The sequence below is a fragment of the Salipiger marinus genome (assembly GCF_035481585.1).
GTDB classification, from domain to species: Bacteria; Pseudomonadota; Alphaproteobacteria; order Rhodobacterales; family Rhodobacteraceae; genus Salipiger; species Salipiger marinus.
In genome coordinates, this window is the sequence record NZ_JAYKSL010000007.1 from 21,014 (window position 1) to 41,566 (window position 20,553).

Sequence of the window (20,553 nt, forward strand, 5' to 3'; positions counted from 1 at the left end):
CATAGCCGATATTTGAGTGGTGAAAAGAGTCTTGATTATGTGTAATCCATGTGAGATCGTCCACGCATCGACAGATTTTGGGAGGAATCGCGTTGACCTTTACACTCAGAACCACCTTCACCGCTGCGGCCATCGCGCTGCTTGCCGCTCCGCCCGCGCTTGCGGAGGAGATCAAGTTCGCCTTCGAGATGTTCGAAGGGGACAACCCCGAATTCAACGCCGCCACGGCGTTCAAGGATTACGTGGAGAACAAGAGCAACGGCGAGCTGACCGTGCGCCTGTTCCCCGGCAACCAGATGGGATCGGTCCGGGAGACCACCGAGATGGTCCAGCAGGGCACGCTGGAAATGACGCTGCCTTCGGATGGCGCCTTTGCGGGCTTCTATCCGCCGATCCAGGCCTGGTCGATGCCGTACCTGTTCCAGTCGGCCCCGGTGGCATGGCAGGTCATGCAGGGCGAATTCGGCCGCTGGACGCTTGAGGACATTCACGCGCAGACCGGGATGAAGGCGCTGGCCCTGTCGCAGAACGGCTTCCGCTCTTTCATGAACAATGAAAAGCAGATCGTCACCCCCGCCGACCTTGAGGGGATGAAGATCCGCACCATGGAAAGCCCGGTCTACATGGAGATGGTCGAGGCGCTTGGCGCCGATGCCACCCCGATTGCCGGGTCCGAGGCGGTGATGGCGCTGCAGCAGGGCGTGGTGGACGGGCTTGAAAGCCCGCCGCCGGTGCATCTGGCTGGCGGTGCGGCGGATGTGTCCGATTTCATGACGCTCAACGAGCATGTCTTCGGCCTGCACATCGTCATCGCCAATGACGACTGGTTCAACGGCCTGTCGCCCGCGCATCAGAAGATCGTCACCGATGGCGCCAAGCTGTTCGCCAGCATCGAGAATGTCGAAAAGACCGCCGGGGACTGGCAGGCGATCCGGGTGATCGAGGAGGAGAAGGGCGTGCAGGTCCATGTCTCCACCCCGGACGAAAAGCAGCAGTTCCGCGATGCGGTCTATGAGCCGGTGCGCGCCTTCGTGAGCGAGCAGGTCGGCGACGACATCCTTGAACGGATCGAGGCTGCGGTCGCACAGGCGGAAACCGAACTTTACGGCCCGACCGAGTAACCCCCGCGCGCAAGGCCCGGGCGACCCTGTCGCCCGGCGCTGCCTTGCCTGCGCCAAGCTCCGGACCCTCACCATGTCGCTCCATTCCCTGACGCGCCGGCTTGCGGCGGTCTGCGAGACCGCGGCCGCCGCGATCTTTGCCGCTGTCTGCCTGCTCAACTTCATTCAGGTCGTCGGGCGCTATGCCGCCGGATCCTCGCTCAACTGGGCGGAGGAGGTCATGCGCTATTCGATGCTCTGGGTCATGATGCTGGGCGGCACCGCCGCCATTCAGCGCGGCGACCACATGGCGGTGGACACGCTGCTGGACGCGCTGTCGCCGCGCGGCGCGCATCTGCTGCGCAGCCTGCTGTTCGGCATCGCCGGGATCTTTGCGGCGCTGCTGGTCTGGTATGGCTGGCCCGCCGCCCTGAACAACGCCCGCCAGAGTGCCGCGGCCTCCGGCCTGCCGATGATCGTGCCCTACATGGCCCTGCCCGTGGGCGGCGCCCTGATGCTCGTCCAGATCGTGCTGTGCTGGCTGACCGGCTTCGGCGAGACCCGTCACGAAGAGGAGGCCTACTGATGGCATGGGTCGCGGCTCTGTGCTTCCTGCTGGTGTTCACCGGCGTTCCCATCGCCTTCGCTCTGGGGCTTGGCGGCACGCTGGGCGTCTGGCTGGCCGGGATTCCCCTTCCCGTCATCATCACCCGGTTCTTCGGGGGCGTGGACAGCTTCGTGTTCATCGCGATGCCCTTCTACATCCTCGCCGCCGAGATCATGAACCGCAGCGGCATCACCGAACGGCTGATCCGGCTCACCGCACTGGCCACGGGCCGGTTCAGCGGCGGCACCGCCTATACCAATGTGGGAACCTCGATCCTGTTTGCCGGCATTTCGGGGGCGGCGATCGCGGATGCCAGCGCGCTGGGGCGGTTCTTCATGAACGTCATGCCGAAAGAGGGCTATTCGCGGCCCTATTCCGCCGCCGTCACCGCCGCCTCCTCCATCATCGGGCCGATCATCCCGCCCTCCGGCCTTGCCATCATCATGGCGGCGGTCACCGGGCTGTCGATCGTGGATCTTTTTGTGGCGGGGATCATTCCCGGGCTCATGCTCGGTGGCGCCTGCCTGCTGGTGATCCTGATCACCGCGCTGACCTCCGGCCTGCCGAAATCGGTCATCACCGTGAACCGCGACCAGATCGGGCGGCTGCTGTTCGAAGGCGTGCTTGTGGCGGCCCTGCCGGTGATCATCGTGGGCGGCATGGTGACCGGCGCCTTTACCGCCACCGAAGGCGGCGGGATCGCGGTCTTTGTGGCGGCCCTGCTGGGTCTGGTGGTGCTGCGGTCGATGACGCTGCGCGACCTCTGGGACGCGGTGAAGGTGTCGGGGCGGATGACCGCTGCGATCTACCTGCTTGTCGCCGCCGCCTCCATCCTGTCCTACGCGCTGAACCTGCTGGGCATCGGCGCCATGGTCACTGCGGTCGCCCCCTATTTCGAGGGCAGCCCCACGCTGTTCCTGTTCGGGGTCATGCTGCTGATGCTGGTGCTGGGCATGTTCATCGACATCGGTGCCGCACTCATCATCTTTGTGCCGCTGGTCATGCCGACCATCCTGCAGCTGGGGATCGACCCGGTTCAGGCGGCGCTGGTGGTCATGCTGACGCTTGCCATGGGGCTCATCACCCCGCCTTTCGGCGTCGTCCTCTTCATCCTGATGAAGATCGGCGACGTGAAGATGGGCCCGCTGGTGCGGGCGATCCTGCCCTTCGTGCTGGCCGAGCTGGCCGTGATCGTGCTGCTCGTGCTGTTCCCGCCCCTGACAACATGGCTGCCGGACCTGCTCAACTGAGCGCCGCGCCACCAAAACTTCCGAGGTATTGAATGAAGATCACCGCGATCAAGAGCTACCCTGTCCGCGTCGGCGTGCGGAACCAACTTCTGGTCAAGGTCGAGACGGACGAGGGCATCTATGGCTGGGGCGAATCCGGCATGTCCTATCGCGAGAAGGCGGTGATGGGCGCCATCGCGCATTACACGCAGTTCCTGCTTGGCCGCGACCCGATGAACGCGGGCGCGCTCTGGCAGGAGATGTATCGCAGCCAGTATTTCGAGGGCGGGCGCGTGCTGAGCGCCGCCATTGCCGCGCTCGACATCGCCTTCCACGACATCAAGGGCAAGGCGCTTGGCGTGCCGGTCCACCAGCTTCTGGGCGGGCGGCACCGGCACAGCGTGCCCACCTTCGCCACCACCTCTGCCCCGCCCGGAGAAGAGATGATCCGGCAGGTGCGCCAGCTGGCGGAGGCGGGCTGGACCTGCGTGCGGCTGATGGCGGACGGGCAGGAGAACGAGGCGATCTTCGAGCCGCGCGAGTCCATCGCCACCACCGCCGACTGGGTCACCCGCGCCCGCGAGGAACTGGGCCCCGAGATGGTGCTGGGGGTCGAATATCACCACCGCCTGACCGTGGCCGAGGCCGCTTCTTTCTGCCAGAAACTGCCGCGCGGCACGATCGACTTTCTGGAGGAGCCGATCCGCGACGAAACGCCCTCCGCCTATGAGAGCCTGCGGCGGATGACCGAGATCCCCTTCGCCATCGGCGAGGAATTCTCCTCCAAATGGCAGTTCCTGCCCTATGTGGAACGCGACATCCTGCAATTCGCGCGGATCGACATCTGCAATGTCGGCGGCTTCACCGAGGCGATGAAGGTCGCGGGCTGGGCCGAGGCGCATTATGTCGACCTGATGCCCCATAACCCGCTGGGCCCGGTCTGCACGGCGGCTAGCGTCCATCTGGCCGCCGCCGTGCCGAATTTTGCATGGCTTGAATGCCGCTCCACCCCGGTGGAACGGCTGGGCTTCGACGACCGCGCGCTGTTCCCGGTGCAGCTTGAGCTTGACGGCGCCTCCTATCCCGTGCCCGAGGGGCCGGGGCTGGGCGTGGAGGTTGACGAGGAGCGGCTGAAGGCCGCGCCCTTCGAATACACCGCCCCGCCCATGCTGCGCCGCCGCGACGGCTCCGTCACCAACTGGTAAGGGAGAGCCGCCATGAAGATCGCCTCGGTCGCCGCCTATCCGGTCTGGATCGCCGACAGGAACCAGCTTCTGGTCAAGGTCACCACCGCCTGCGGGGTGACGGGCTGGGGGGAATCCGGGCTTACCACCCGCGAACAGGCCGTGGCCGGGGCGCTTGCCGATCTGGGCGACTGGCTGGAGGGGCGCGATCCGCTGCGCCCCTCGGCGGTGTGGGAAGCGCTGGCGCTGCAGCCGGGCATCGCGCGCGACCGGGTGTCGGCCGCGCTGATCTCCGCGCTCGACATCGCGCTGCATGACATCGCGGGCAAGGCGCTGGACGTGCCGGTGCATCAGATCCTCGGCGGGGCGCTGCGGTCGCGCGTGCCCACCTTCGGCTGCGTGCGCGCCGATGACCGCGATCACCTGATCGATCTTGCCCGGGAGACGATGGCGGCGGGCTGGACCTGCCTCCGCCTTGGCTGGCGCACCGATGCGCCCGAAATCTTTGACCCGCACGACACCATCGGGCGCTGGCCCGGCATCCTCGCCGCCTGCCGGGCCGCGCTTGGGCCGCGCGTGATGCTGGGGTCGGACCTGCATCACCGTTTCAGCGTGGCCGAGGCCGCCGCCTTCATGGCGCGCTGCCCCGAAGCCACGCTGGATTTTGTCGAGGAACCGATCCGCGACGAGACGCCTTCCGCCTATGCCGCGCTGCGCCGCCTGATCCGCACGCCGCTGGCCATCGGCGAGGAATTCACCTCGCGCTGGCAGTTCCTGCCTTATGTGGAGCAGGGGCTTTGCGATTTTGCGCGGATCGACCTGTGCAATGTCGGCGGCTTCACCGAGGCGATGAAGGTCGCGGGCTGGTGCCGGGCGCATGGCATCGACGTGATGCCGCATAACCCGCTGGGGCCGATCTGCACCGCCGCCACCGTCCATATGGCAGCCGTCATTCCCAACCACGCCTTCCTTGAATGCTGGGAAACCCCCGGCGACGACAACGCAGCGCGGCAGGACTCGCCGGTTTTCCGGAACCGCCTCCGGCTTGACGGCGCGGATTTTCCGGTGCCCACCGAACCCGGGCTTGGCATCGAGATCGACGAGGCGGCGCTGGCCGTCGCCGCCCCCTTTCGCTGGTCGGAGGTGCCGCATCTGCGCCGCTCTGACGGTGCCTTCACCAACTGGTAGCCTCGGGCAGCGCCGCACCGGGCTTTAGACATATGGACTATGGCGCGGGCAAAGCTGTTGCCCCTGCGCCATGCCGCTGACTAAGCTTGCGGAATGACACATGATGCCGCGTTTTTTGCCCCGCCCGCGCCCGCTTTGCTTGGGGGGGAGGGGGGTCTTCAGGCAGGGCCTGACTGTTCCCGTGTTCTGGCCGCAGGGCTGCGCGACCTGCGCGGACCAGCGCCTGCGGAGGAGAAGCTGGCGCGGCTGATGGCGCGCGCCACCCGCCACGCCGACGCCCGCCAGCCTGCAGAGACCATGACGCTGCTCGCGCTTGCCGCAGCGCTTGGCGGGCTTGATCCTGCGGGGCTGCGCCGCGCGGTGGATGTTGCGCGGCAGGCGGGCAGCCTGCGCGGGGCATGGCGGCTCCAGCGGCTGCTGCTGGCGCAGGATCCCACCGTCGAGGCATGGATGGGGCTGGCGGGCCTCGCGGCAGAGCGGGGCCATCCCCGCGCCGCGCTGGCCTGTCACCGCCGCGCCATGGCTGTGGCGCCGCGCAGCATCCGGCCATGGAACCGGGTCTTTGCGGTGCTGCGCCAGCAGGTCAGCCACACGGCGTCGGCGCTGGCGATGACCTGTGCCGAGGACCGGCTGGGCGCGCTTCCCGATCTGAGCATGACCCGGCTGCGCGCGGCGTGGCAGAACGGCGAGGGCGCGCTTTGCGACACGCTGCTGACGCGCGAGGTGCCGCCCCGCGATCTGCCGGAGCGGACAGAAATCGCGGTGGCGCGGGCGCTGTCCCGCGACGACATCGCCACCGCCGAGGCCGAACTGTCGGCGCTGCCCGCCAAGACCGATCCGCAGCGGGGCCTGCGGCTGCGCGCCGCCATTCTGGGCGCGCAGGGCCGTCACGACAAGGCGCTGCACCTGCTGCAGGCCGGACCAGCGGACTCGCCCGAAAGGCTGGGCGCGCTGGCAGAGGCGCAGATCCGCGCCCGCCTCTGGCCCGAGGCTTATGCCACGCTGGCGCCGCTGCGCCGCGAGGTCCGCCGCGCCCGGGGCGGCAAACGCGCGCTGCGGCATCTGCTGGCGCTGGTGGACGATCTGGTGGCCGACCGTGCCCTGATCGCGCAGGCGCGCGGCTGTGATCCGGCAGGGCTTGCCCGGCTGGCAGAGGCGGAGCCGCAGTCGCTGATGCTGGCATTGATGGTGCTTGATCTGCCACATGCCCGCCCGGACCATGCCGCGCCCATCCCGCAGCGGATCGTGCAGTATTGGGAGGGTCCGGTGCCGGGGCGCGACCTGATCGGGCTGATGGACAGCTGGCGCCGCCATCACCCGGACTGGGAGCATCGGCTGGTCACCCGCGCCATGGCGCAGACCTATCTGCGGCGGGCAGGGGATCCGGTGGCGGCACAGGCCTTTGCCCGGGCGCGTACGCCCGCCGCGCGCGCGGCGCTGGTCCGGGCTGCCGTGCTGCTGCGCGAGGGCGGGCTCTGGGCCGCGCCCGACGCGCGCTGCCAGCAGAGCCTTGCCGCCCTGACCGAAGGCGCCTCGGTGCTGGTGCAGCAGGACGGGATGGGGCTGGTGGAGCCGGGGCTGGTCGGCTGCGCGCCCGGCAGCATCTTGGCGCGGCTGGCGCTGCGCGATGCGGTCCAGAGCGTGCTGCGCGACGAGGCGGATGCCGACTGGCTGTCGCTGGGCAAGGGCGCGCTGACGCGGGCGGCAGCGGCAGCGGCGCTGTCCGAAAGCCTGCGCGCCCTGCCAGCGCATCGCGCCCGCGCATGGGTCGCCCTTGACTGCCCCTTTACGCAGGAACCCGCTGCCGATTGGCTGAGCTTCGATCCGGCCCGGTATTTCGGCTGAGCAAAAGCAAAGGCCGGGGCGCTGCCGCCCCGGCCCGAAACCGTCGTACAGGCCGCCTCAGACCGTCTTGCGCAGCATCATCCGGTCACGCAGGGCGCGCGGCAGCTGACGCGCCGCCTTGAGGCGCGGCAGGTCCATCTGTGGGATCGTCTGGTCCCCGCGCAGGGCTTGGCGGCCCTCCCAGTTGTCGAAGCGCAGCGTCGAAATTCCGTCGGCAAAGCTTTCGGAGGCGACACCCTCGGCCAGCACCAGCGCGTGCTCGTCAAGCTCAATGTGGAAATAGGTGAACGGCTCGCCCCGGCTCAGCGGCATCTGCCGGATGGAATCGCCATTCAGCAGCGCTTCTGCCTGAATAAGCACGCCATCCATATGAATGGCATGGGTCGGCGACACGCACAGATCGCGGTGCGGCAGGCCACCGCCAAGGGCGCCCTGTCGGATCAGAATTGGAATTGCACGGCGGGCATCGACAAATGGCAAGGCGCAGGTCCGATATCCCATCCAGCGCACGGTCATTTCGCGACCGTCCTCGGTCAGAACCGTGTCGCCGACAAGCAGCGATTCAACAGTCCGCTCGCCCTCGGGCGTGGCGATATGCGTGCCTTCCAGAAAACAGACCGGCGCTTCGGCGGCGATGTCCCATTGCGTGCTGGGATCGGCGGTATCCCCCCCCAGCAGCGTCACGCTCAGGCCATCGGGAACGGTGGTGCCTTCGGGGACAAAGAATTTAGTGCCCAGAAGCCCGCCAAGACCAACTTCAGAGGCGAAAAAGCCGATGACATTGCCGCTCTCGTCCACGGCGGCACCGCGGTATTCATGCTCCACATCCCCGACGAGGAGGCCGGGATAGCTGAACGTGTCATCATCGACATCGCCCAGAACGGACTGATCGTCCGAGGTGCCGTCGCTTTCGTCGGTCAACTCGACATCCGATCTCAGCTGGGTGCTGGCATCAACCTGAATCAATCCCGCACCCAGAGGATCGAGAACTCCATAGACATCATACGCCATTGAACGCTCCAGAACAATTTGTGGTCGCTCCCTTAGTGCGGACCAGAAATCAATTTGAGTCAATTTCGAATCTCGCAAAACACCAAATACGTGAAGATTCGCGGGATTATTTCAGGGATGGGCGAAGATGTTGTCCAGATTGGGGCAGAAGTTTGGGAATTTAGGCGGTATTAAGTTAGGTTCCAATTATTAATTAAAATATGGCATTGCATAAATGACAGCCTTGGGTGATTCGAATTACCCGTGAAATGCCATTCATATCGGCGTAGCCGTATATATGATTCCGGCCGATTTCACCGCCAAGATCGGGGCCGGCGGCCCGAGGTTCCGGCGGCTGCAGAGGGGCTGACTTGCCCCCAAAAAGACGGATCCGCAGGCCGTGCTGCGGATCATCCGGAGGACATGTTGGGGGTCTTGGCTGCCCGTCAGCAGAGGCGGGGAAGAGGGGAGCGGGGCGCCGGCCCCGCCCTTGCGTTATGCCAGAGTGGTCCAGATCTGGAACAGCAGGCCCGAGGTGAAGGCGCCGATCAGTGACAGTGCGATATAAAGCGCAAAGACCTGTGGCCGGGCCAGCGCCCAGACCGCCATGGCCGCCGGGATGGAGGTGACGCCACCCGCGACCAGAAAGGCCATGCCCGCGCCCGGGGCCATGCCCTGTTCGATCAGCCCGCCGACCAGCGGCAGCGCCGCATAGCCGTTGAGATAGGCGGGCACCCCCACCAGCGTCGCGGTCAAGATGGGCAGCAGGCCGTCGCCGCCCAGCGTCGCGGTCACGGTTTCGGCGGGGATCCATGCCAGCATCAGGCTTTCCAGCACGAAGGCCAGCATCAGCCATCTGGCGAGGAACAGCGTCGTGCTCCGCGCTGTCCTGCCGAATTTGGCCCGGCGGTCTGGCTCGGCCCAGAACGGCCAGACCACGGGCTTTGGCGCGCGGATCCGCGCCCCGCCGCAGCCGCCGCTGCCGATGCCGTCGCGCAGCGGCGCGGCAAAGGCGCCGCCCCGGCTCAGCACATGCGTCACGGTGCCGCCGAACAGCCCCAGCCCCAGCGCGGCCAGCGTCTTGGCCACCGCAAATTCCGGACCCAGAACCCCCGCGGTCAGCACGAACATCGACGGATCCATGATCGGCGAGGCCAGCCAGAAGGCCATCACCGCCGAAAGCGGCACACCCATGGACAGAAGCGCGGCAATAAGCGGGATGACCCCGCAGGAACAGAAGGGCGACAGCCCCCCCGCCAGCGCGCCAAGCGCGATCATCAGGGCCGGCGCCCCGGTGAAGGCGCGGGCGATCAGATTATCGGCTCCGGTGGCCCCGGCCCATGCGGCAAGGGCGATGGACAGGATCAGGAAGGGGGCGGTGGTCAGCAGCGCCTGACCGGCGAACCGCGCGCTCTGCGCGGCCTGAGACGGGTCGAACAGGGCCACGGTTCCAAGGATCGCGGCGGTGGCGAGCCAGACGCGCTGGTCCTGCCACAGATGGCGCAGGACGGACCGCAGGCTGGGGGAGGCAAAGCTGGTTTCTGTCATGACCACATATCCGGATTTATGGTTGTTTTAGAGTGAAAAAATGGCGCCCGATCATGCGGCATCCTCCGCCCGGCGCATGGCCACGCCGCTGCAGCATTCCGAGGTCAGGAAGGTCAGCACCTGCCGCATGGCGGGGAAATCGACGCGGTTGAACACCTCGCGCCCCTGCTTGTCCTGCCGCACCAGCCCGGCCTCGACGAGGGTGGACAAATGATGCGCCAGCGTCGAGGGCGCCATGCCCAGATGGTCGCCGATATCGCCGACGCGCAGCCCGTCCTCTCCGGCTTTCACCAGCAGGCGAAAGATCGCAAGCCGGGCATCATGGCCAAGGGCGGCAAGGGCGCGGGCGGTGGGGCTGGTGCTGGTCATGTCACAAACATAACCATATTTCTAGTTTTGTAAAGCTGTTCCGCAGCATCCCGGCAGGGCAGGGCGTCTGTCATTCCACGAGGCTGACCAGCACGTTTGTCTCGATCCTTGGGGCGTCGAAGGTCGTGCAGGTGGAGCGCAGCGTGGAGTTGCCGGTAAATTCGACCGTCAGGCCGATCACCTGCGTGCAGCCGTTGACGGTGGTCGAATTGCCGCTGAACACGATCTCGGAGGTGGGCATATACAGCGCGCCCTGCGTGGTCGATCCGGAGTTGCCCCGGATTTCGTGGGTCACCCCGTGCTGGCTGCGGCTGCCAAAGACCAGAATGCCGCTGAAGGGGCCGGTCGTGGGGGCCTGCATATTGAGCCCGCCATTGCCCGTCAGCTTGAGCTGCGCATTTCCGGTCAGGTAGAAGGTCGCGCCCTGCACATCCATGCCGACGCCGCCCTCGATGGCCTCGCCATTGGCATTGAGCGTCAGATCCCCGCCATCGATGATGTAGAGCCCCGGGTTGAAGGTGACCTGTTTCTTGACATCAAGACCGCCGCAGAAGCGCATCGCGGGCACGCCGCTGGGATGGGCGAAGCTGGGGGTGAAGACCGAGGCCTTGGTGTCGTTTTCGCAGGGCACGCTGATGCTGGGCTCTGCAAGATGGGCATAGGGATCGCGGACGACGGGGGTGTATTCATTGACCGCCGGGCAGTCCAGAAGCTGCAGGTTGCTGCTGGTCACGGCGCCGCCCACGGTATGCACGCAGCCCACGGTCAGCCGCGCCGAGGAATTGGCCATCCAGAAGGCGTCCGAGGCGTTGGAATTCGACGCCACATCGCAGCCTTCGAGCGAGACATTGGTGGAGCCGCTGACCGTCACCGCCCGGGATCCGGTCGGGGACAGGGCAAGCACGCAGGCCGCCGAGCCGGTGGTGACCACGGCAGCCACCGCTCTGGCCGAGATCACCAACGGTTCATTGTCGATGATCGCGGAAAAGAACCGCGGCTGCGTCTTGGTCAGCAGCACTTCGACCCCTGCGGCACTGCCGGCATTGGGGCCGGTGGCGGGGGGCGTGTTGAGCACGAAGCTGCCCTCGTCGACGGCAAATTCGGCCTGCGTGGCCACATGCAGCGCTGCGGCATCGATCGCCGCCTTGCTGTCGCCCGCGCGCAGCCTTGTGCCACCGGCATGGGCGGCAAGATCGGCGGCGTGCTGCAGATTGCGCTGCACCATATACTGGTATCCGGCCTCTGCCCCCAGCCCCATGCCCAGCACCAGAACCGGCATCGTCAGCGCGGCAAGAATGGCCACCGCGCCTTGGCTGTCGGCGGCAAACCCGGACACGTGCCGGGCAAGGCGCCGCCGCCAGCCCTTGCGGCGCGGGGGGCAGGGAGCGAGAGCGGGGGTTTTGGGGCGGGTGAACATGTCCTGAAATCCAAGCAGGGCGGGGCGTCTAGTTGTTCATGATCTGGATCACCGCCGGGGTGAGCACGACCGCGAAGAGCACCGGAAGAAAAAACAGGATCATCGGCACGGTGAGTTTTGGCGGCAGGGCGGCGGCCTTCTTTTCGGCCTCGCTCATGCGCATGTTGCGGTTTTCCTGCGCCAGAACCCGCAGGGCATGGGCCAGCGAGGTGCCGTATTTTTCCGACTGCATCAGCCCCGAGACCACGGATTTCACCCCGTCGAGATCGGTGCGCTTGCCAAGGTTTTCATAGGCGGTCTTGCGGTCCGACAGAAAGGCGAGCTCTGCCGTGGTCAGCGACAGTTCTTCGGCAAGCTCCCGGGACTGGTCGCCGATTTCATCGGCCACCTTGCGAAAGGCATGTTCGCTGCTCATGCCGGATTCGACGCAGATCAGCAGCAGATCCAGCGCATCGGGCCATGACCGCCGGATCGATTTCTGGCGCTTCGTGATGCGGTTTTTGACATAGACCGTGGGCAGGTAATAGCCGAGGCCGCTCAGCACCACGGCGATGCCCAGTTCCGCCAGCAGCGGCAGATCCGGCTTGATCACCACGAAGATGTAAAACGACGCCACGCCAAAGACGATGACCGGCATCAGCACGCGCATTGCAAGGAAGGTGATGACCGGGGCGCGGCCCCGGAACCCGGCGGAGCGGAGCAGCTGCAGCGTGGCGCCCCCCTCCAGCTTGCGGGCGAGGTTGAAACGTTCGACGATGGCGGACAGGATCTTGCTGGGCTCGCTCCGCAGCAGGGTGCGCCGCCTGCCTTCGGTCGACAGCGCCGGATCGGTCAGGCGGGGCCGGGTGGAGGACTGCACCACGCGGCGCATGCGCTCTTCCTGATCGTCGCGCACCAGATAGGGCCAGCCTGCCGCCAGAATGCCGCAGACCACCGCAAGCACCGCCGCGATGGTGACCAGAAGATCGCGGTCAAAGCCAAGGGGATCAAAGCTCATCCCTGCGCCCCTAGAAATCGAAATTGATCATGTTGTGCATCACCAGCACGCCGATGCCCATCCAGACCGCGCTGCCCGCCAGAACCATGTTGCCCGTCGTCGTGGTGAAGAGCAGCGAGATATAGTCGGGGCTGGTCAGGAACAGCAGGCTTCCGACGATGGGCGGCAGCGCCCCGATGATCCCGCCCGACGCCTTGGCCTCTGAACTCATCGCCTTGATCTTGGCGCGCATTTTCTTGCGCTCCCGCAGCACGGTGGACAGGTTGCCAAGCGCTTCGGTCAGGTTGCCGCCGCTGCGGCTTTGGATGGTGATGACGATGGAGAGGAAGTTGGTTTCCGGAAGCGGCACCCGCTGCGCCATACGCTGCACGGCTTCCGGCATGGGCGCGCCGATGGTCTGGTCGTCCAGCACCGTCTTGAATTCGCTGCGCACCGGCTCCTGCCCCTCGACGGCGATCACCCGGATGCAGTCGCTGAGCGGCATGCCCGATTTGACGCCGCGCACGATGACATCGACCGCATCGGGAAACTGCACCGCAAAGGCCGCGAGCCTGCGTTTGCGGCGCAGCCCAAGATAGGCCCGCGGCAGCAGCAGGCCGCCAAGCGGCGCCAGAAGCGCGGTGGTGATCAGGGAAACTCCGAAGCCCGCCCACAGCAGCAGGAACAGCAGGCCCGCGGTTGCAAGGCATATCCCCAGATAGGTCCGCTTGGTCCAGTCCAGCCCCGCCTCGCGCAGACGGTGCTGCAGGCTCTTGCGGGCGCGGCTGCGGCTTAGCGCCTTCTGCTTCTGTTCGATCTCGCGCAGCGTCTCCTCGACGGAGCGGCGGCGCCTTGCGCCCTCGTCCACTTCCTGCGGCCGGGCGGAGGAAGGGCGATGGGTGATGACCATGCCGACGCGCTGCCGTGCCCGCGCCGATCTGACCAGCTGCGGCTGGAACATCGCGAAAAGCAGACCGCCCACGCAGAGCGCCACAAGCGCGAAGGTCAGGATCAGGGTAACAGCCGGGGACATCGGAGAGGCTCCTTGCAGAGGCGGCGGGATTAGCTGGACTTGACCCGCGCCGCCTCCAGCGCGGCGGACAGGCGCTGGTCTTCGCCATAGTAGCGGGCCTTGTCCCAGAAGGCCGGACGCCCGATCCCGGTAGACCGGTGCTGGCCGATGATCTTGCCCTGCGCGTCCTCGCCGCTCATGTCGTAGATGAACAGATCCTGCGTGATCGGCACGTCGCCTTCCAGCCCCAGCACCTCGGTGATGTGGGTGATCCGCCGCGAGCCGTCGCGCAGGCGCGCCGCCTGAATGATGATGTCGATGGACGACACCGCCATTTCGCGGATGGTCTTCATCGGCAGCGAAAAGCCCCCCATGGTGATCATGGATTCGATCCGCGACAGTGCCTCGCGCGGGCTGTTGGCGTGCAGGGTGCCCATGGATCCGTCATGGCCGGTGTTCATGGCCTGCAGCAGGTCGAAAGCCTCGGGGCCGCGCACCTCGCCCACGATGATCCGTTCCGGGCGCATCCGCAGGCAGTTCTTCACCAGCTGCCGCATGGTGATCTCGCCCGCGCCCTCGATGTTCGGGGGGCGGGTTTCCAGACGCACGACATGGGGCTGCTGCAGCTGCAGCTCGGCGGAATCCTCGCAGGTGATGATGCGCTCGTCCGGGTCGACATAGCGGGTCAGGCAGTTGAGCAGCGTGGTCTTGCCCGAGCCGGTGCCGCCGGAAATGATGATGTTGCAGCGCACCCGCCCGATGATCTTGAGGATTTCGGCGCCCTCTGGCGTGATCGCGCCATAATCGACCAGCTGGTCCAGCGTCAGCTTGTCCTTCTTGAAGCGGCGGATCGTCAGCGTCGGTCCTTCCAGCGCTAGGGGCGGGGCGATGACATTGACGCGGCTGCCATCGGGCAGGCGGGCGTCGCAGATCGGGCTTGATTCATCCACCCGCCGCCCGACCTGACTGACGATGCGCTGGCAGACATTCAGAAGCTGGGTGTTGTCGCGGAAGCGGATGTCGGTCTGGATGACCTTGCCCGCAACTTCGATGAAGATGTAATTGTCGCCATTCACCATGATATCCGCGATGTCGTCGCGGGCCAGCAGCGGCTCCAGCGGTCCGTAGCCCAGCACGTCGTTGCAGATGTCGGAGACCAGCTCGTCCTGCACCGCGGTCGAGATCACCGCCCGTTTCGCCGCCAGAATGTCGGTGGCGATGCCGCTGACTTCGCTGCGCGCTTCGGCCACATCCATCGTGGTCAGCTGCGCCACGTCGATCGCTTCGAGCAGGGCCTCGAAAATCTCTTTTTTCAGATCGTAATAAGCCTTGGCCTTCTGCGGTGTGGTCGTGGGTGCCTCCGTCGTGGGGGTGATGGTCACGGCGGCCCTGTCGGGAATGATCTTGAGGTGGCGCACGCCGGAGGAGGGGGCGGCGCTGTCTGCGGGGGCGAGATCGCTTTTCTTGCCGAACATGCTGCGGTGTCCTCGTTTTGGGTCTGGTCTGTGGTCAGGCCCCCGCGGGGGCGATCCGTTTCGTGACTGGCGCCTAGCGGCCCCAGAGGCGGCCAAGGCCCCGGCGTTTGGTCGCATGGGTCCGCCCGGTCAGCTGTTCGGCCAGATGCTGCAGGACGCGGGTCATGGGGGCAGTTTTCGACACTTCCTCGATCATCTGGCCATTGGCGGTGGCCGAACTGAACAGCGCCGGATCAAAGGCGATCTTTGCCGCAAGGTCGGTTTCCAGCGCCGCCGCGAATTTCTCCGGCTTGATTTCCCGGCGCTTCGGCAGCCCGACCCGGTTGAGGATCAGCTGCGGCGGGTCGTCATTGGGCCGGGTCATTTTCAGGAAATCGAGCATGCCGCGGGCGTTGCGCAGATTGGCCAGATCCGGCTCTGCGACAAGCAGGATGTTGTCCGCCGCCACCAGCGTGCTGCGCACCAGCGGCGACCATGCGTTCGGAAGATCCAGCACCACATGCGGAAAGGTGGCCCGCGCCAGATCCAGCATCTTTCTGATGACGTCCACATCCGGATCGCGGGCAATCTGCGCCGCCGTGGCGCAGGGCAGGATGCTCAGATCCGGGCCGTGTTTGAACAGCAGCCGTTCCAGCAGGGTGCCGTCAAGGTTCTGGCCCTCGGGCAGCTGGTCGGCAAAGCCGGTATGGCATTCGATGTTGCAGTTGAGCGCGACAGTCCCGAACTGCAGATCCAGATCGGCCAGCAGCGTGGCGGTGCTGCCCTGCGACATGGTCCATGCCAGATTCTGCGCCAGCACCGAAGAGCCCACGCCGCCCTTGGTGCCGATCACCGCGTGGATCTTGCCGATATGCGCGGCGCCTTCATTCGGAAAAAGCCGCAGCACCGCGCCGATCAGGGCCAGCGCGTCGACGGGGGCGAGCAGATATTCCGCAACACCTTCCGCCACCAGTTCACGGTAAAGCGCGATGTCATTGGTGGCGCCCACCACGATGACCTTGGTGGCCGGGTCACAGACCGGCGCCAGATCCGCCAGCGCCGCCAGCAGGTCGGCGCGGCTGCCGCCGTTTTCGAGGATCATCACATCCGGCGTCGGCTGGCCGCTGCAATAGCTGGTGGCGGCAGCGATGCCGCCCATGGTCACGCTCACCCGGGCGCGGGACAGGCGCCGGTCGCTGGCCACCCGCCCCATGGAGGCGGCGACGGCGGAGGTTTCGCAGAAGGCATGCAGCGAGATATGGGGCGTCGTGCCCACCGGCTGGGACTGCGGCTGCCCGACCAGCGCGTCGGGACGGAGCTCAAGCGGCGTGTGTTTCATGTTCGCTCCGAAGTCAGGGTCCAAAGCCGGGCCGACCGGATCACTCCAGCGCAACCACTTCGATCTGCCCGCCGCGGAAGATCCGCAGCGTCTTTTTCTCCTCGACCATCACCATCGATTCCTCGGCGATGTCGGAAAGGGACCGCAGGGCAAGCGACAGCGCGCCCGACACTTGGGCCGCCGTGACGATCTCGACCTCGGGGGGGCTCAGTTCCAGCGTGGCGGTCTTGCCGACCACGGCTTCGTTTGACCCGTCGATGGTCTGGTCCACCGCCAGAACCTTGATGTTCTTCAGGATCAGCCGACTGCTGACCTGGGTGTTTCCGCTTGCGTCCACGCGGCTGGTGGTCAGCAGCACATCGACCCGGTCATTGGGCAGCACGAAACCGCCCGCGCTGTTTTCGGCATTGATGCGCACCGCGATGGCGCGCTTGCCAGAGGCCAGCATGACCGCAAGCGCGCCCGCATCCCCGGTGGACAGCTTGCTGTCATGGACAGGCTCGCCCGCCACCATGCCGTTGCGGACGATCATCCCGGCAAGCGACTGCGGGGCGCTGGACCGCTGGGCGCGGGTGATGAAGGCAGGGTTGATCGCGCCATCCGGCCAGCGCTGCCAGCTTACGGAGGAGGCATCAATCACCGCGCCCGAAGGCAGATCGACGGCGGCCACCAGAATTTCGGTCATGCCGAGGGAGTCGACCGTGCCGTCGCGGTTGGTGGCGGCGGTCACGGCCCCAGAGGTGCCAAGCGTGATCCAGGCCGCGATGCCACCGGCCGAGAGGGCGACAAGAAAGATCAATCCACGCAGCATGGTACGTCCTTCCAGAACAGGGCGGGCGCAGTCCGGTCCCGCGTCACCACAGCGGCGCGGTCCATGGCGTCGACGCAAACACAAAAAGCCCCGCCGCCGCGATCGCAACGCCATAGGGCACCCGGGTCTCGCCCGCGCGCAGCGACAGCGCGCGTCCGGCCAGAGCCTCGGGCAGGGGGCGCGCGCGACAGATCATCAGACCCAGCGTCAGAAGCCCGCCAAACACGGAGGTCCAGAGCAGGAAATCCCCCAGATGGGGCAGTCCCAGCCACAGGGAGACTACCGCCATCAGCTTGACATCTCCCCCACCCATCCACCCGCAGGCGAAAAGGCACAGGCCAAGACAGAAGATGACGGCAGCCCCCCCAAGGCCGAAAGAGATCGCCAGCAGGGAAAAGCCGGAAAGTGGCGCCAGCACCGCGTAGCCCAGCAGCAGGGCCAGCACGAGCCGGTTCGGGATCCGCATCCTAGCCAGATCGCCGAGCCCTGCCTGCAGGAGGAGCAGGACAAAGACAGCACAGCCAAGCAAGGTGAAGACCACAGCCACCTCCGGTTTTCCTGTCGGGATCAGGGCTATCGGCGGAGCGGTCTCCGCCGACAGTCCCGATTAACGTGTCTTAGGTAGCCGCCGGCGGAGTGAGGGAGTCAGCGATGTATTGGAAGGCGGCATCCAGGTCGTCGCCGACGAGGCCAAGCGCGGTGATGATCACAACAGCGATCAGGCCGGCGATCAGGCCGTATTCGATCGCAGTGGCGCCGGATTCGTCTTTTTTGAAACGGGAGATGAAGTTTGTCATAGGTTGCCCCTTTTTTGGGTGTGCTGAGAGAGAGAGCCCAAGATGACACCAGCTGCGGCAGTCCGGCCGTGGCGGACGCCGAACCATCAGCGTCCCGGTGAAGGTTGCACGGCAGAACCGGCGCGGCTACTTGGCTTGATGGGCTGGACAGCTGGCCAGGGCGTTTGGGCCGGTTTGGTCGCAACGGGCACCGGTTTGGCGCACCAGACGGCCTGCAGCCGCCGAAATTCCCTTGTTTTATTGAGATCCCGCGACAAGCACCTATCCGTTTGGCCAGCCTGTCCGGTCAGGTAGGTTCGCGCCCGGCTTGCCTGTAGATTGGCCGCGGACGCAGGACCATGCGGGGCGCGCTGCCCCTGTCCGCGCCAAACAGGCCGCAAGCAAAACGGGAGGGCAGGCGATGGGTCATCTGGTTCGACATCCCAAGCTTGGCGCGCGACCCATGGTCCGCGCGGGCACTGCCGCCCTGCGTGATGACAGGGGTGTTTCCGCCGTCGAATTCGCCCTGATCGCCCCCATGCTGGTGCTGTCGCTGCTGGCAATGACCGATCTGGGACTGGCAATTTCAGAGCGCATGACCATCGGCCATATCCTGCGGGCCGGGGCACAGGGCGCCACCCATGACATCGGCGTTTCTGCCATTGACCAGATCCTGCGCACAACTGCGGCACAGAACATGACCCTTGCCACCGCAGGCACCCAAGGCGACGATGCCACGCTTGCCCTTGATGTGGGCACGCTCTGCAGCTGCGCCGAAGAGCCGGATGTCGCCGTCGCTTGCTCGACCACCTGCGAAGGTGGGACGCCGACCCAGATCTTCTACGTGCTTTCGGCGCAAAAGACCTATGCTGGCCTGCTGCTGCCGCGCTTCTTGCAGTCAAAATCCATCCAGGTTCAGGTCAGGTGAGGGCCCGTCTCACGAAGCTGTGGCGGTCAGAGAGCGGTGCCGCCGCTGTTGAATTCGCGCTTGTGGGCCTGATCGCCATCTCGCTTCTGCTGGCGATCCTGGAATTTGGCCGAGGCTTCTACATGCGCAGCGCCATCTCCTATGCGGCGGATGTCGCCGCGCGGACAATCCTCATGAACCAAGCGGTGACGGAAGACGCGGTCAAGGCGACGATTCGTGACGCCATCACCTTCGGCACGTCGGAGGATCTGGAGGTCGATTTAGACCGCGAAGAGGTCGACGGGGTCGCCTACATGACCATGCTGATTCGCTACCCGCTGACCCTGTTCATCCCCACTCTCACCGATGGCGGGATCATGCTGACGGTAAGCCGCCGCATTCCCCTTGGCTGACCAAGCCCCCGCACACCGGGGGTCCACCCCGTTTCCAGTCAACCGCCATATGAAAGGAAAACCGATGCAGTTTCCCCGATCCTTCGCTGGCGGATTTCTTCTTTCGGCAGTCATCGCCTCTGGCGCCTGTGCTGATGCCGTGGTCGTCGTCTCCTCCGCGCAGAGCGTGCTGGCATCAAATGCCATATCCGCGCCCGCCAGCAGGGAATCGCCATTCCGGACCGTGTCTCTGACGGTAGACTTTGCCAGCGTTCTGCAAATTGATGGGGAAATGAGCGCAATCGCGGTCGGCAAATCCGAAATCGTCGATGCGAGTCTGGCCAATGAGCAGACCATTATCCTTACGGGGCGCATGGTCGGCACGACCAATCTGATTGCGCTGGACGATAAGGGTGGCGTGATCGCCAATGTGATGGTGCATGTCAGCGCGCAGAAACCCGGAATGGTGACGGTGCGCCGGGGTGTGCAGCTGCAGTCCTACAACTGCGGCGCCGGTCTCTGCGAAGATACGGAAATGGGAGGAGCAGAGGATATCCCCGCCGAGGTCCCGACGAACTGAAAAGGGCTCTGACCCGGGTTTGAGTGTCGGCTTGGTGTGGCATGGTTTCGCCCAAATTTAGACGTATTTTAAGATCAAACGTGATGTGACACGGCGCAAATAGGATCCCCAGACCGCGCCAAACCCAAGTGCCAACAAGGCTACTCCGCCTGTCACGTGACCGACAGGACAAGAGCGCAGGTCATTTGGCGACTTCCAGACCTGCAAACGACCCCATCCAAAGGCAAACCCAGCCTCCGACGCCATTCCAGACCACTCCTCGACGCCGATAGGCGCGAACCGGCACGGAGGCAGAGATTCGGGCTATACTGGCGGAAAAAGTCGTTATATGGTCACATTCTGTAACGTATGCAGGTATGCTGCTATGGCTATTAAAAAGTACCCCGAAGACCTGTCCGGCGCTAAGTCTGAGCTATATGAACGGGATCACGTAACCCCAGATTTTGCCTTGAGGGATTCTGTGTCTAGAGACATTTTCGACCCCGAGATTTTTGAAGAACTTCGAGAACTTTTTGGAGAAGATCGCACCCGTCTGGCGCTGGAGGAGCTGTCATCCTGTTTGCAGGACAGCTTTCCGAATGTCGCGCCGGAAGACCTTGACCGAGAGCAGATTTTCCGGCGGGCGCACTTCCTCGTGGCCCGCGCCGGGCTGATGGGTTTCACCGCGCTGCGGGACACCTGCGTTGATCTGCAGCATGCCTGTGCCAAAGGCAGCCCCTTCGGCAAGGAATATAGCCGGACCCTCGAAACCACGACGGCAACCCGGAACGCCATCGCGTCTTTGCTGTAATGACGCGAAACATGTCTGAATAATGCGGGGCAGCCAAGT

At 65.5% G+C, this 20,553-nt stretch carries 21 protein-coding genes; 10 read left to right on the top strand and 11 right to left on the bottom strand.

The genetic code is table 11. From position 1 onward, the window contains the following. Positions 1-92 precede the first annotated feature (92 nt). The 6 genes from VK682_RS10895 (at position 93) to VK682_RS10920 (ending at position 7,153) form a co-directional block, all read left to right on the top strand. A complete protein-coding gene (locus VK682_RS10895) occupies positions 93-1,121 on the top strand; it encodes a TRAP transporter substrate-binding protein (protein ID WP_324781799.1) in 1,029 nt (342 codons plus the stop codon). 73 nt (positions 1,122-1,194) lie between these two features. Next, the gene (locus VK682_RS10900) at positions 1,195-1,686 is read left to right on the top strand and encodes a TRAP transporter small permease (protein ID WP_089846523.1); all 492 of its coding nucleotides are present in this window, start codon (positions 1,195-1,197) and stop codon (positions 1,684-1,686) included. Continuing rightward, positions 1,686-2,957: a TRAP transporter large permease gene (locus VK682_RS10905; RefSeq protein ID WP_089846525.1), complete on the top strand. Its 1,272-nt coding sequence runs from the start codon at positions 1,686-1,688 to the stop codon at positions 2,955-2,957. The genes VK682_RS10900 and VK682_RS10905 overlap by 1 nt, the downstream gene beginning before the upstream one ends. A gap of 32 nt (positions 2,958-2,989) precedes the next feature. Then, positions 2,990-4,141: a mandelate racemase/muconate lactonizing enzyme family protein gene (locus tag VK682_RS10910; RefSeq protein WP_089846527.1), complete on the top strand. Its 1,152-nt coding sequence runs from the start codon at positions 2,990-2,992 to the stop codon at positions 4,139-4,141. A 12-nt stretch (positions 4,142-4,153) separates the two neighbouring features. Further along, complete coding sequence (locus VK682_RS10915) at positions 4,154-5,308, top strand: mandelate racemase/muconate lactonizing enzyme family protein (RefSeq protein WP_324781800.1); 1,155 nt, start codon at positions 4,154-4,156, stop codon at positions 5,306-5,308. Positions 5,309-5,401: 93 nt separating this feature from the next. After that, on the top strand, positions 5,402-7,153 hold the full coding sequence (locus tag VK682_RS10920) for a glycosyltransferase (protein ID WP_324781801.1): 1,752 nt from the start codon (positions 5,402-5,404) through the stop codon (positions 7,151-7,153). Between the two features lie 57 nt (positions 7,154-7,210). On the opposite strand, the gene VK682_RS10925 is transcribed toward VK682_RS10920, so the two are convergent. From VK682_RS10925 to VK682_RS10975, 11 genes are all read right to left on the bottom strand, one after another. Beyond that, positions 7,211-8,164, bottom strand: coding sequence for a Hint domain-containing protein (locus tag VK682_RS10925; RefSeq protein ID WP_324781802.1), 954 nt, complete (start codon positions 8,162-8,164; stop codon positions 7,211-7,213). A gap of 474 nt (positions 8,165-8,638) precedes the next feature. Next, on the bottom strand, positions 8,639-9,691 hold the full coding sequence (locus VK682_RS10930; protein ID WP_324781803.1) for a permease: 1,053 nt from the start codon (positions 9,689-9,691) through the stop codon (positions 8,639-8,641). Positions 9,692-9,742: 51 nt separating this feature from the next. Continuing rightward, positions 9,743-10,060: an ArsR/SmtB family transcription factor gene (locus tag VK682_RS10935; protein ID WP_324781804.1), complete on the bottom strand. Its 318-nt coding sequence runs from the start codon at positions 10,058-10,060 to the stop codon at positions 9,743-9,745. Between the two features lie 70 nt (positions 10,061-10,130). After that, the gene (locus VK682_RS10940) at positions 10,131-11,477 is read right to left on the bottom strand and encodes a pilus assembly protein TadG-related protein (RefSeq protein WP_324781805.1); all 1,347 of its coding nucleotides are present in this window, start codon (positions 11,475-11,477) and stop codon (positions 10,131-10,133) included. Positions 11,478-11,505: 28 nt separating this feature from the next. Next, positions 11,506-12,474 carry a type II secretion system F family protein gene (locus VK682_RS10945; protein WP_324781806.1) on the bottom strand — a complete coding sequence of 323 codons (969 nt, stop codon included), beginning with the start codon at positions 12,472-12,474 and terminating at the stop codon, positions 11,506-11,508. Positions 12,475-12,484: 10 nt separating this feature from the next. Continuing rightward, positions 12,485-13,486, bottom strand: coding sequence for a type II secretion system F family protein (locus VK682_RS10950; RefSeq protein ID WP_089846542.1), 1,002 nt, complete (start codon positions 13,484-13,486; stop codon positions 12,485-12,487). Between the two features lie 29 nt (positions 13,487-13,515). Beyond that, on the bottom strand, positions 13,516-14,940 hold the full coding sequence (locus VK682_RS10955) for a TadA family conjugal transfer-associated ATPase (RefSeq protein ID WP_324781807.1): 1,425 nt from the start codon (positions 14,938-14,940) through the stop codon (positions 13,516-13,518). A gap of 73 nt (positions 14,941-15,013) precedes the next feature. Beyond that, complete coding sequence (locus VK682_RS10960) at positions 15,014-16,258, bottom strand: CpaE/TadZ family protein (protein ID WP_324781808.1); 1,245 nt, start codon at positions 16,256-16,258, stop codon at positions 15,014-15,016. A 40-nt stretch (positions 16,259-16,298) separates the two neighbouring features. Next, positions 16,299-17,069, bottom strand: coding sequence for a Flp pilus assembly protein CpaB (cpaB, locus tag VK682_RS10965; RefSeq protein ID WP_165616789.1), 771 nt, complete (start codon positions 17,067-17,069; stop codon positions 16,299-16,301). Between the two features lie 43 nt (positions 17,070-17,112). Beyond that, positions 17,113-17,610: an A24 family peptidase gene (locus VK682_RS10970; protein WP_324781809.1), complete on the bottom strand. Its 498-nt coding sequence runs from the start codon at positions 17,608-17,610 to the stop codon at positions 17,113-17,115. Between the two features lie 76 nt (positions 17,611-17,686). Then, positions 17,687-17,866, bottom strand: coding sequence for a Flp family type IVb pilin (locus VK682_RS10975; protein ID WP_324781810.1), 180 nt, complete (start codon positions 17,864-17,866; stop codon positions 17,687-17,689). 400 nt (positions 17,867-18,266) lie between these two features. On the opposite strand from VK682_RS10975, the gene VK682_RS10980 reads away from it, so the two are divergent. The 4 genes from VK682_RS10980 (at position 18,267) to VK682_RS10995 (ending at position 20,514) form a co-directional block, all read left to right on the top strand. Next, positions 18,267-18,773, top strand: a complete 507-nt coding sequence (locus VK682_RS10980) for a TadE/TadG family type IV pilus assembly protein (RefSeq protein ID WP_324781811.1) — start codon at positions 18,267-18,269, stop codon at positions 18,771-18,773. Beyond that, positions 18,770-19,165 (top strand): TadE/TadG family type IV pilus assembly protein, encoded by a 396-nt coding sequence (locus VK682_RS10985; RefSeq protein ID WP_324781812.1) that lies wholly within the window; start codon positions 18,770-18,772, stop codon positions 19,163-19,165. The genes VK682_RS10980 and VK682_RS10985 overlap by 4 nt, the downstream gene beginning before the upstream one ends. A 64-nt stretch (positions 19,166-19,229) precedes the next feature. Next, on the top strand, positions 19,230-19,724 hold the full coding sequence (locus VK682_RS10990; protein WP_324781813.1) for a pilus assembly protein N-terminal domain-containing protein: 495 nt from the start codon (positions 19,230-19,232) through the stop codon (positions 19,722-19,724). A gap of 364 nt (positions 19,725-20,088) precedes the next feature. After that, on the top strand, positions 20,089-20,514 hold the full coding sequence (locus VK682_RS10995) for an Hpt domain-containing protein (protein WP_324781814.1): 426 nt from the start codon (positions 20,089-20,091) through the stop codon (positions 20,512-20,514). Positions 20,515-20,553 lie beyond the last annotated feature (39 nt).

Bases quoted from the DNA above. Each gene is read 5' to 3' on its own strand.
- VK682_RS10900 (WP_089846523.1), top strand. From the start codon at position 1,195: ATGTCGCTCCATTCCCTGACGCGCCGGCTTGCGGCGGTCTGCGAGACC.
- VK682_RS10905 (WP_089846525.1), top strand. From the start codon at position 1,686: ATGGCATGGGTCGCGGCTCTGTGCTTCCTGCTGGTGTTCACCGGCGTT.
- VK682_RS10910 (WP_089846527.1), top strand. From the start codon at position 2,990: ATGAAGATCACCGCGATCAAGAGCTACCCTGTCCGCGTCGGCGTGCGG.
- VK682_RS10915 (WP_324781800.1), top strand. From the start codon at position 4,154: ATGAAGATCGCCTCGGTCGCCGCCTATCCGGTCTGGATCGCCGACAGG.
- VK682_RS10920 (WP_324781801.1), top strand. From the start codon at position 5,402: ATGACACATGATGCCGCGTTTTTTGCCCCGCCCGCGCCCGCTTTGCTT.
- VK682_RS10925 (WP_324781802.1), bottom strand. From the start codon at position 8,164: ATGGCGTATGATGTCTATGGAGTTCTCGATCCTCTGGGTGCGGGATTG.
- VK682_RS10930 (WP_324781803.1), bottom strand. From the start codon at position 9,691: ATGACAGAAACCAGCTTTGCCTCCCCCAGCCTGCGGTCCGTCCTGCGC.
- VK682_RS10935 (WP_324781804.1), bottom strand. From the start codon at position 10,060: ATGACCAGCACCAGCCCCACCGCCCGCGCCCTTGCCGCCCTTGGCCAT.
- VK682_RS10940 (WP_324781805.1), bottom strand. From the start codon at position 11,477: ATGTTCACCCGCCCCAAAACCCCCGCTCTCGCTCCCTGCCCCCCGCGC.
- VK682_RS10945 (WP_324781806.1), bottom strand. From the start codon at position 12,474: ATGAGCTTTGATCCCCTTGGCTTTGACCGCGATCTTCTGGTCACCATC.
- VK682_RS10950 (WP_089846542.1), bottom strand. From the start codon at position 13,486: ATGTCCCCGGCTGTTACCCTGATCCTGACCTTCGCGCTTGTGGCGCTC.
- VK682_RS10955 (WP_324781807.1), bottom strand. From the start codon at position 14,940: ATGTTCGGCAAGAAAAGCGATCTCGCCCCCGCAGACAGCGCCGCCCCC.
- VK682_RS10960 (WP_324781808.1), bottom strand. From the start codon at position 16,258: ATGAAACACACGCCGCTTGAGCTCCGTCCCGACGCGCTGGTCGGGCAG.
- cpaB (WP_165616789.1), bottom strand. From the start codon at position 17,069: ATGCTGCGTGGATTGATCTTTCTTGTCGCCCTCTCGGCCGGTGGCATC.
- VK682_RS10975 (WP_324781810.1), bottom strand. From the start codon at position 17,866: ATGACAAACTTCATCTCCCGTTTCAAAAAAGACGAATCCGGCGCCACT.
- VK682_RS10980 (WP_324781811.1), top strand. From the start codon at position 18,267: ATGGGTCATCTGGTTCGACATCCCAAGCTTGGCGCGCGACCCATGGTC.
- VK682_RS10990 (WP_324781813.1), top strand. From the start codon at position 19,230: ATGCAGTTTCCCCGATCCTTCGCTGGCGGATTTCTTCTTTCGGCAGTC.
- VK682_RS10995 (WP_324781814.1), top strand. From the start codon at position 20,089: ATGGCTATTAAAAAGTACCCCGAAGACCTGTCCGGCGCTAAGTCTGAG.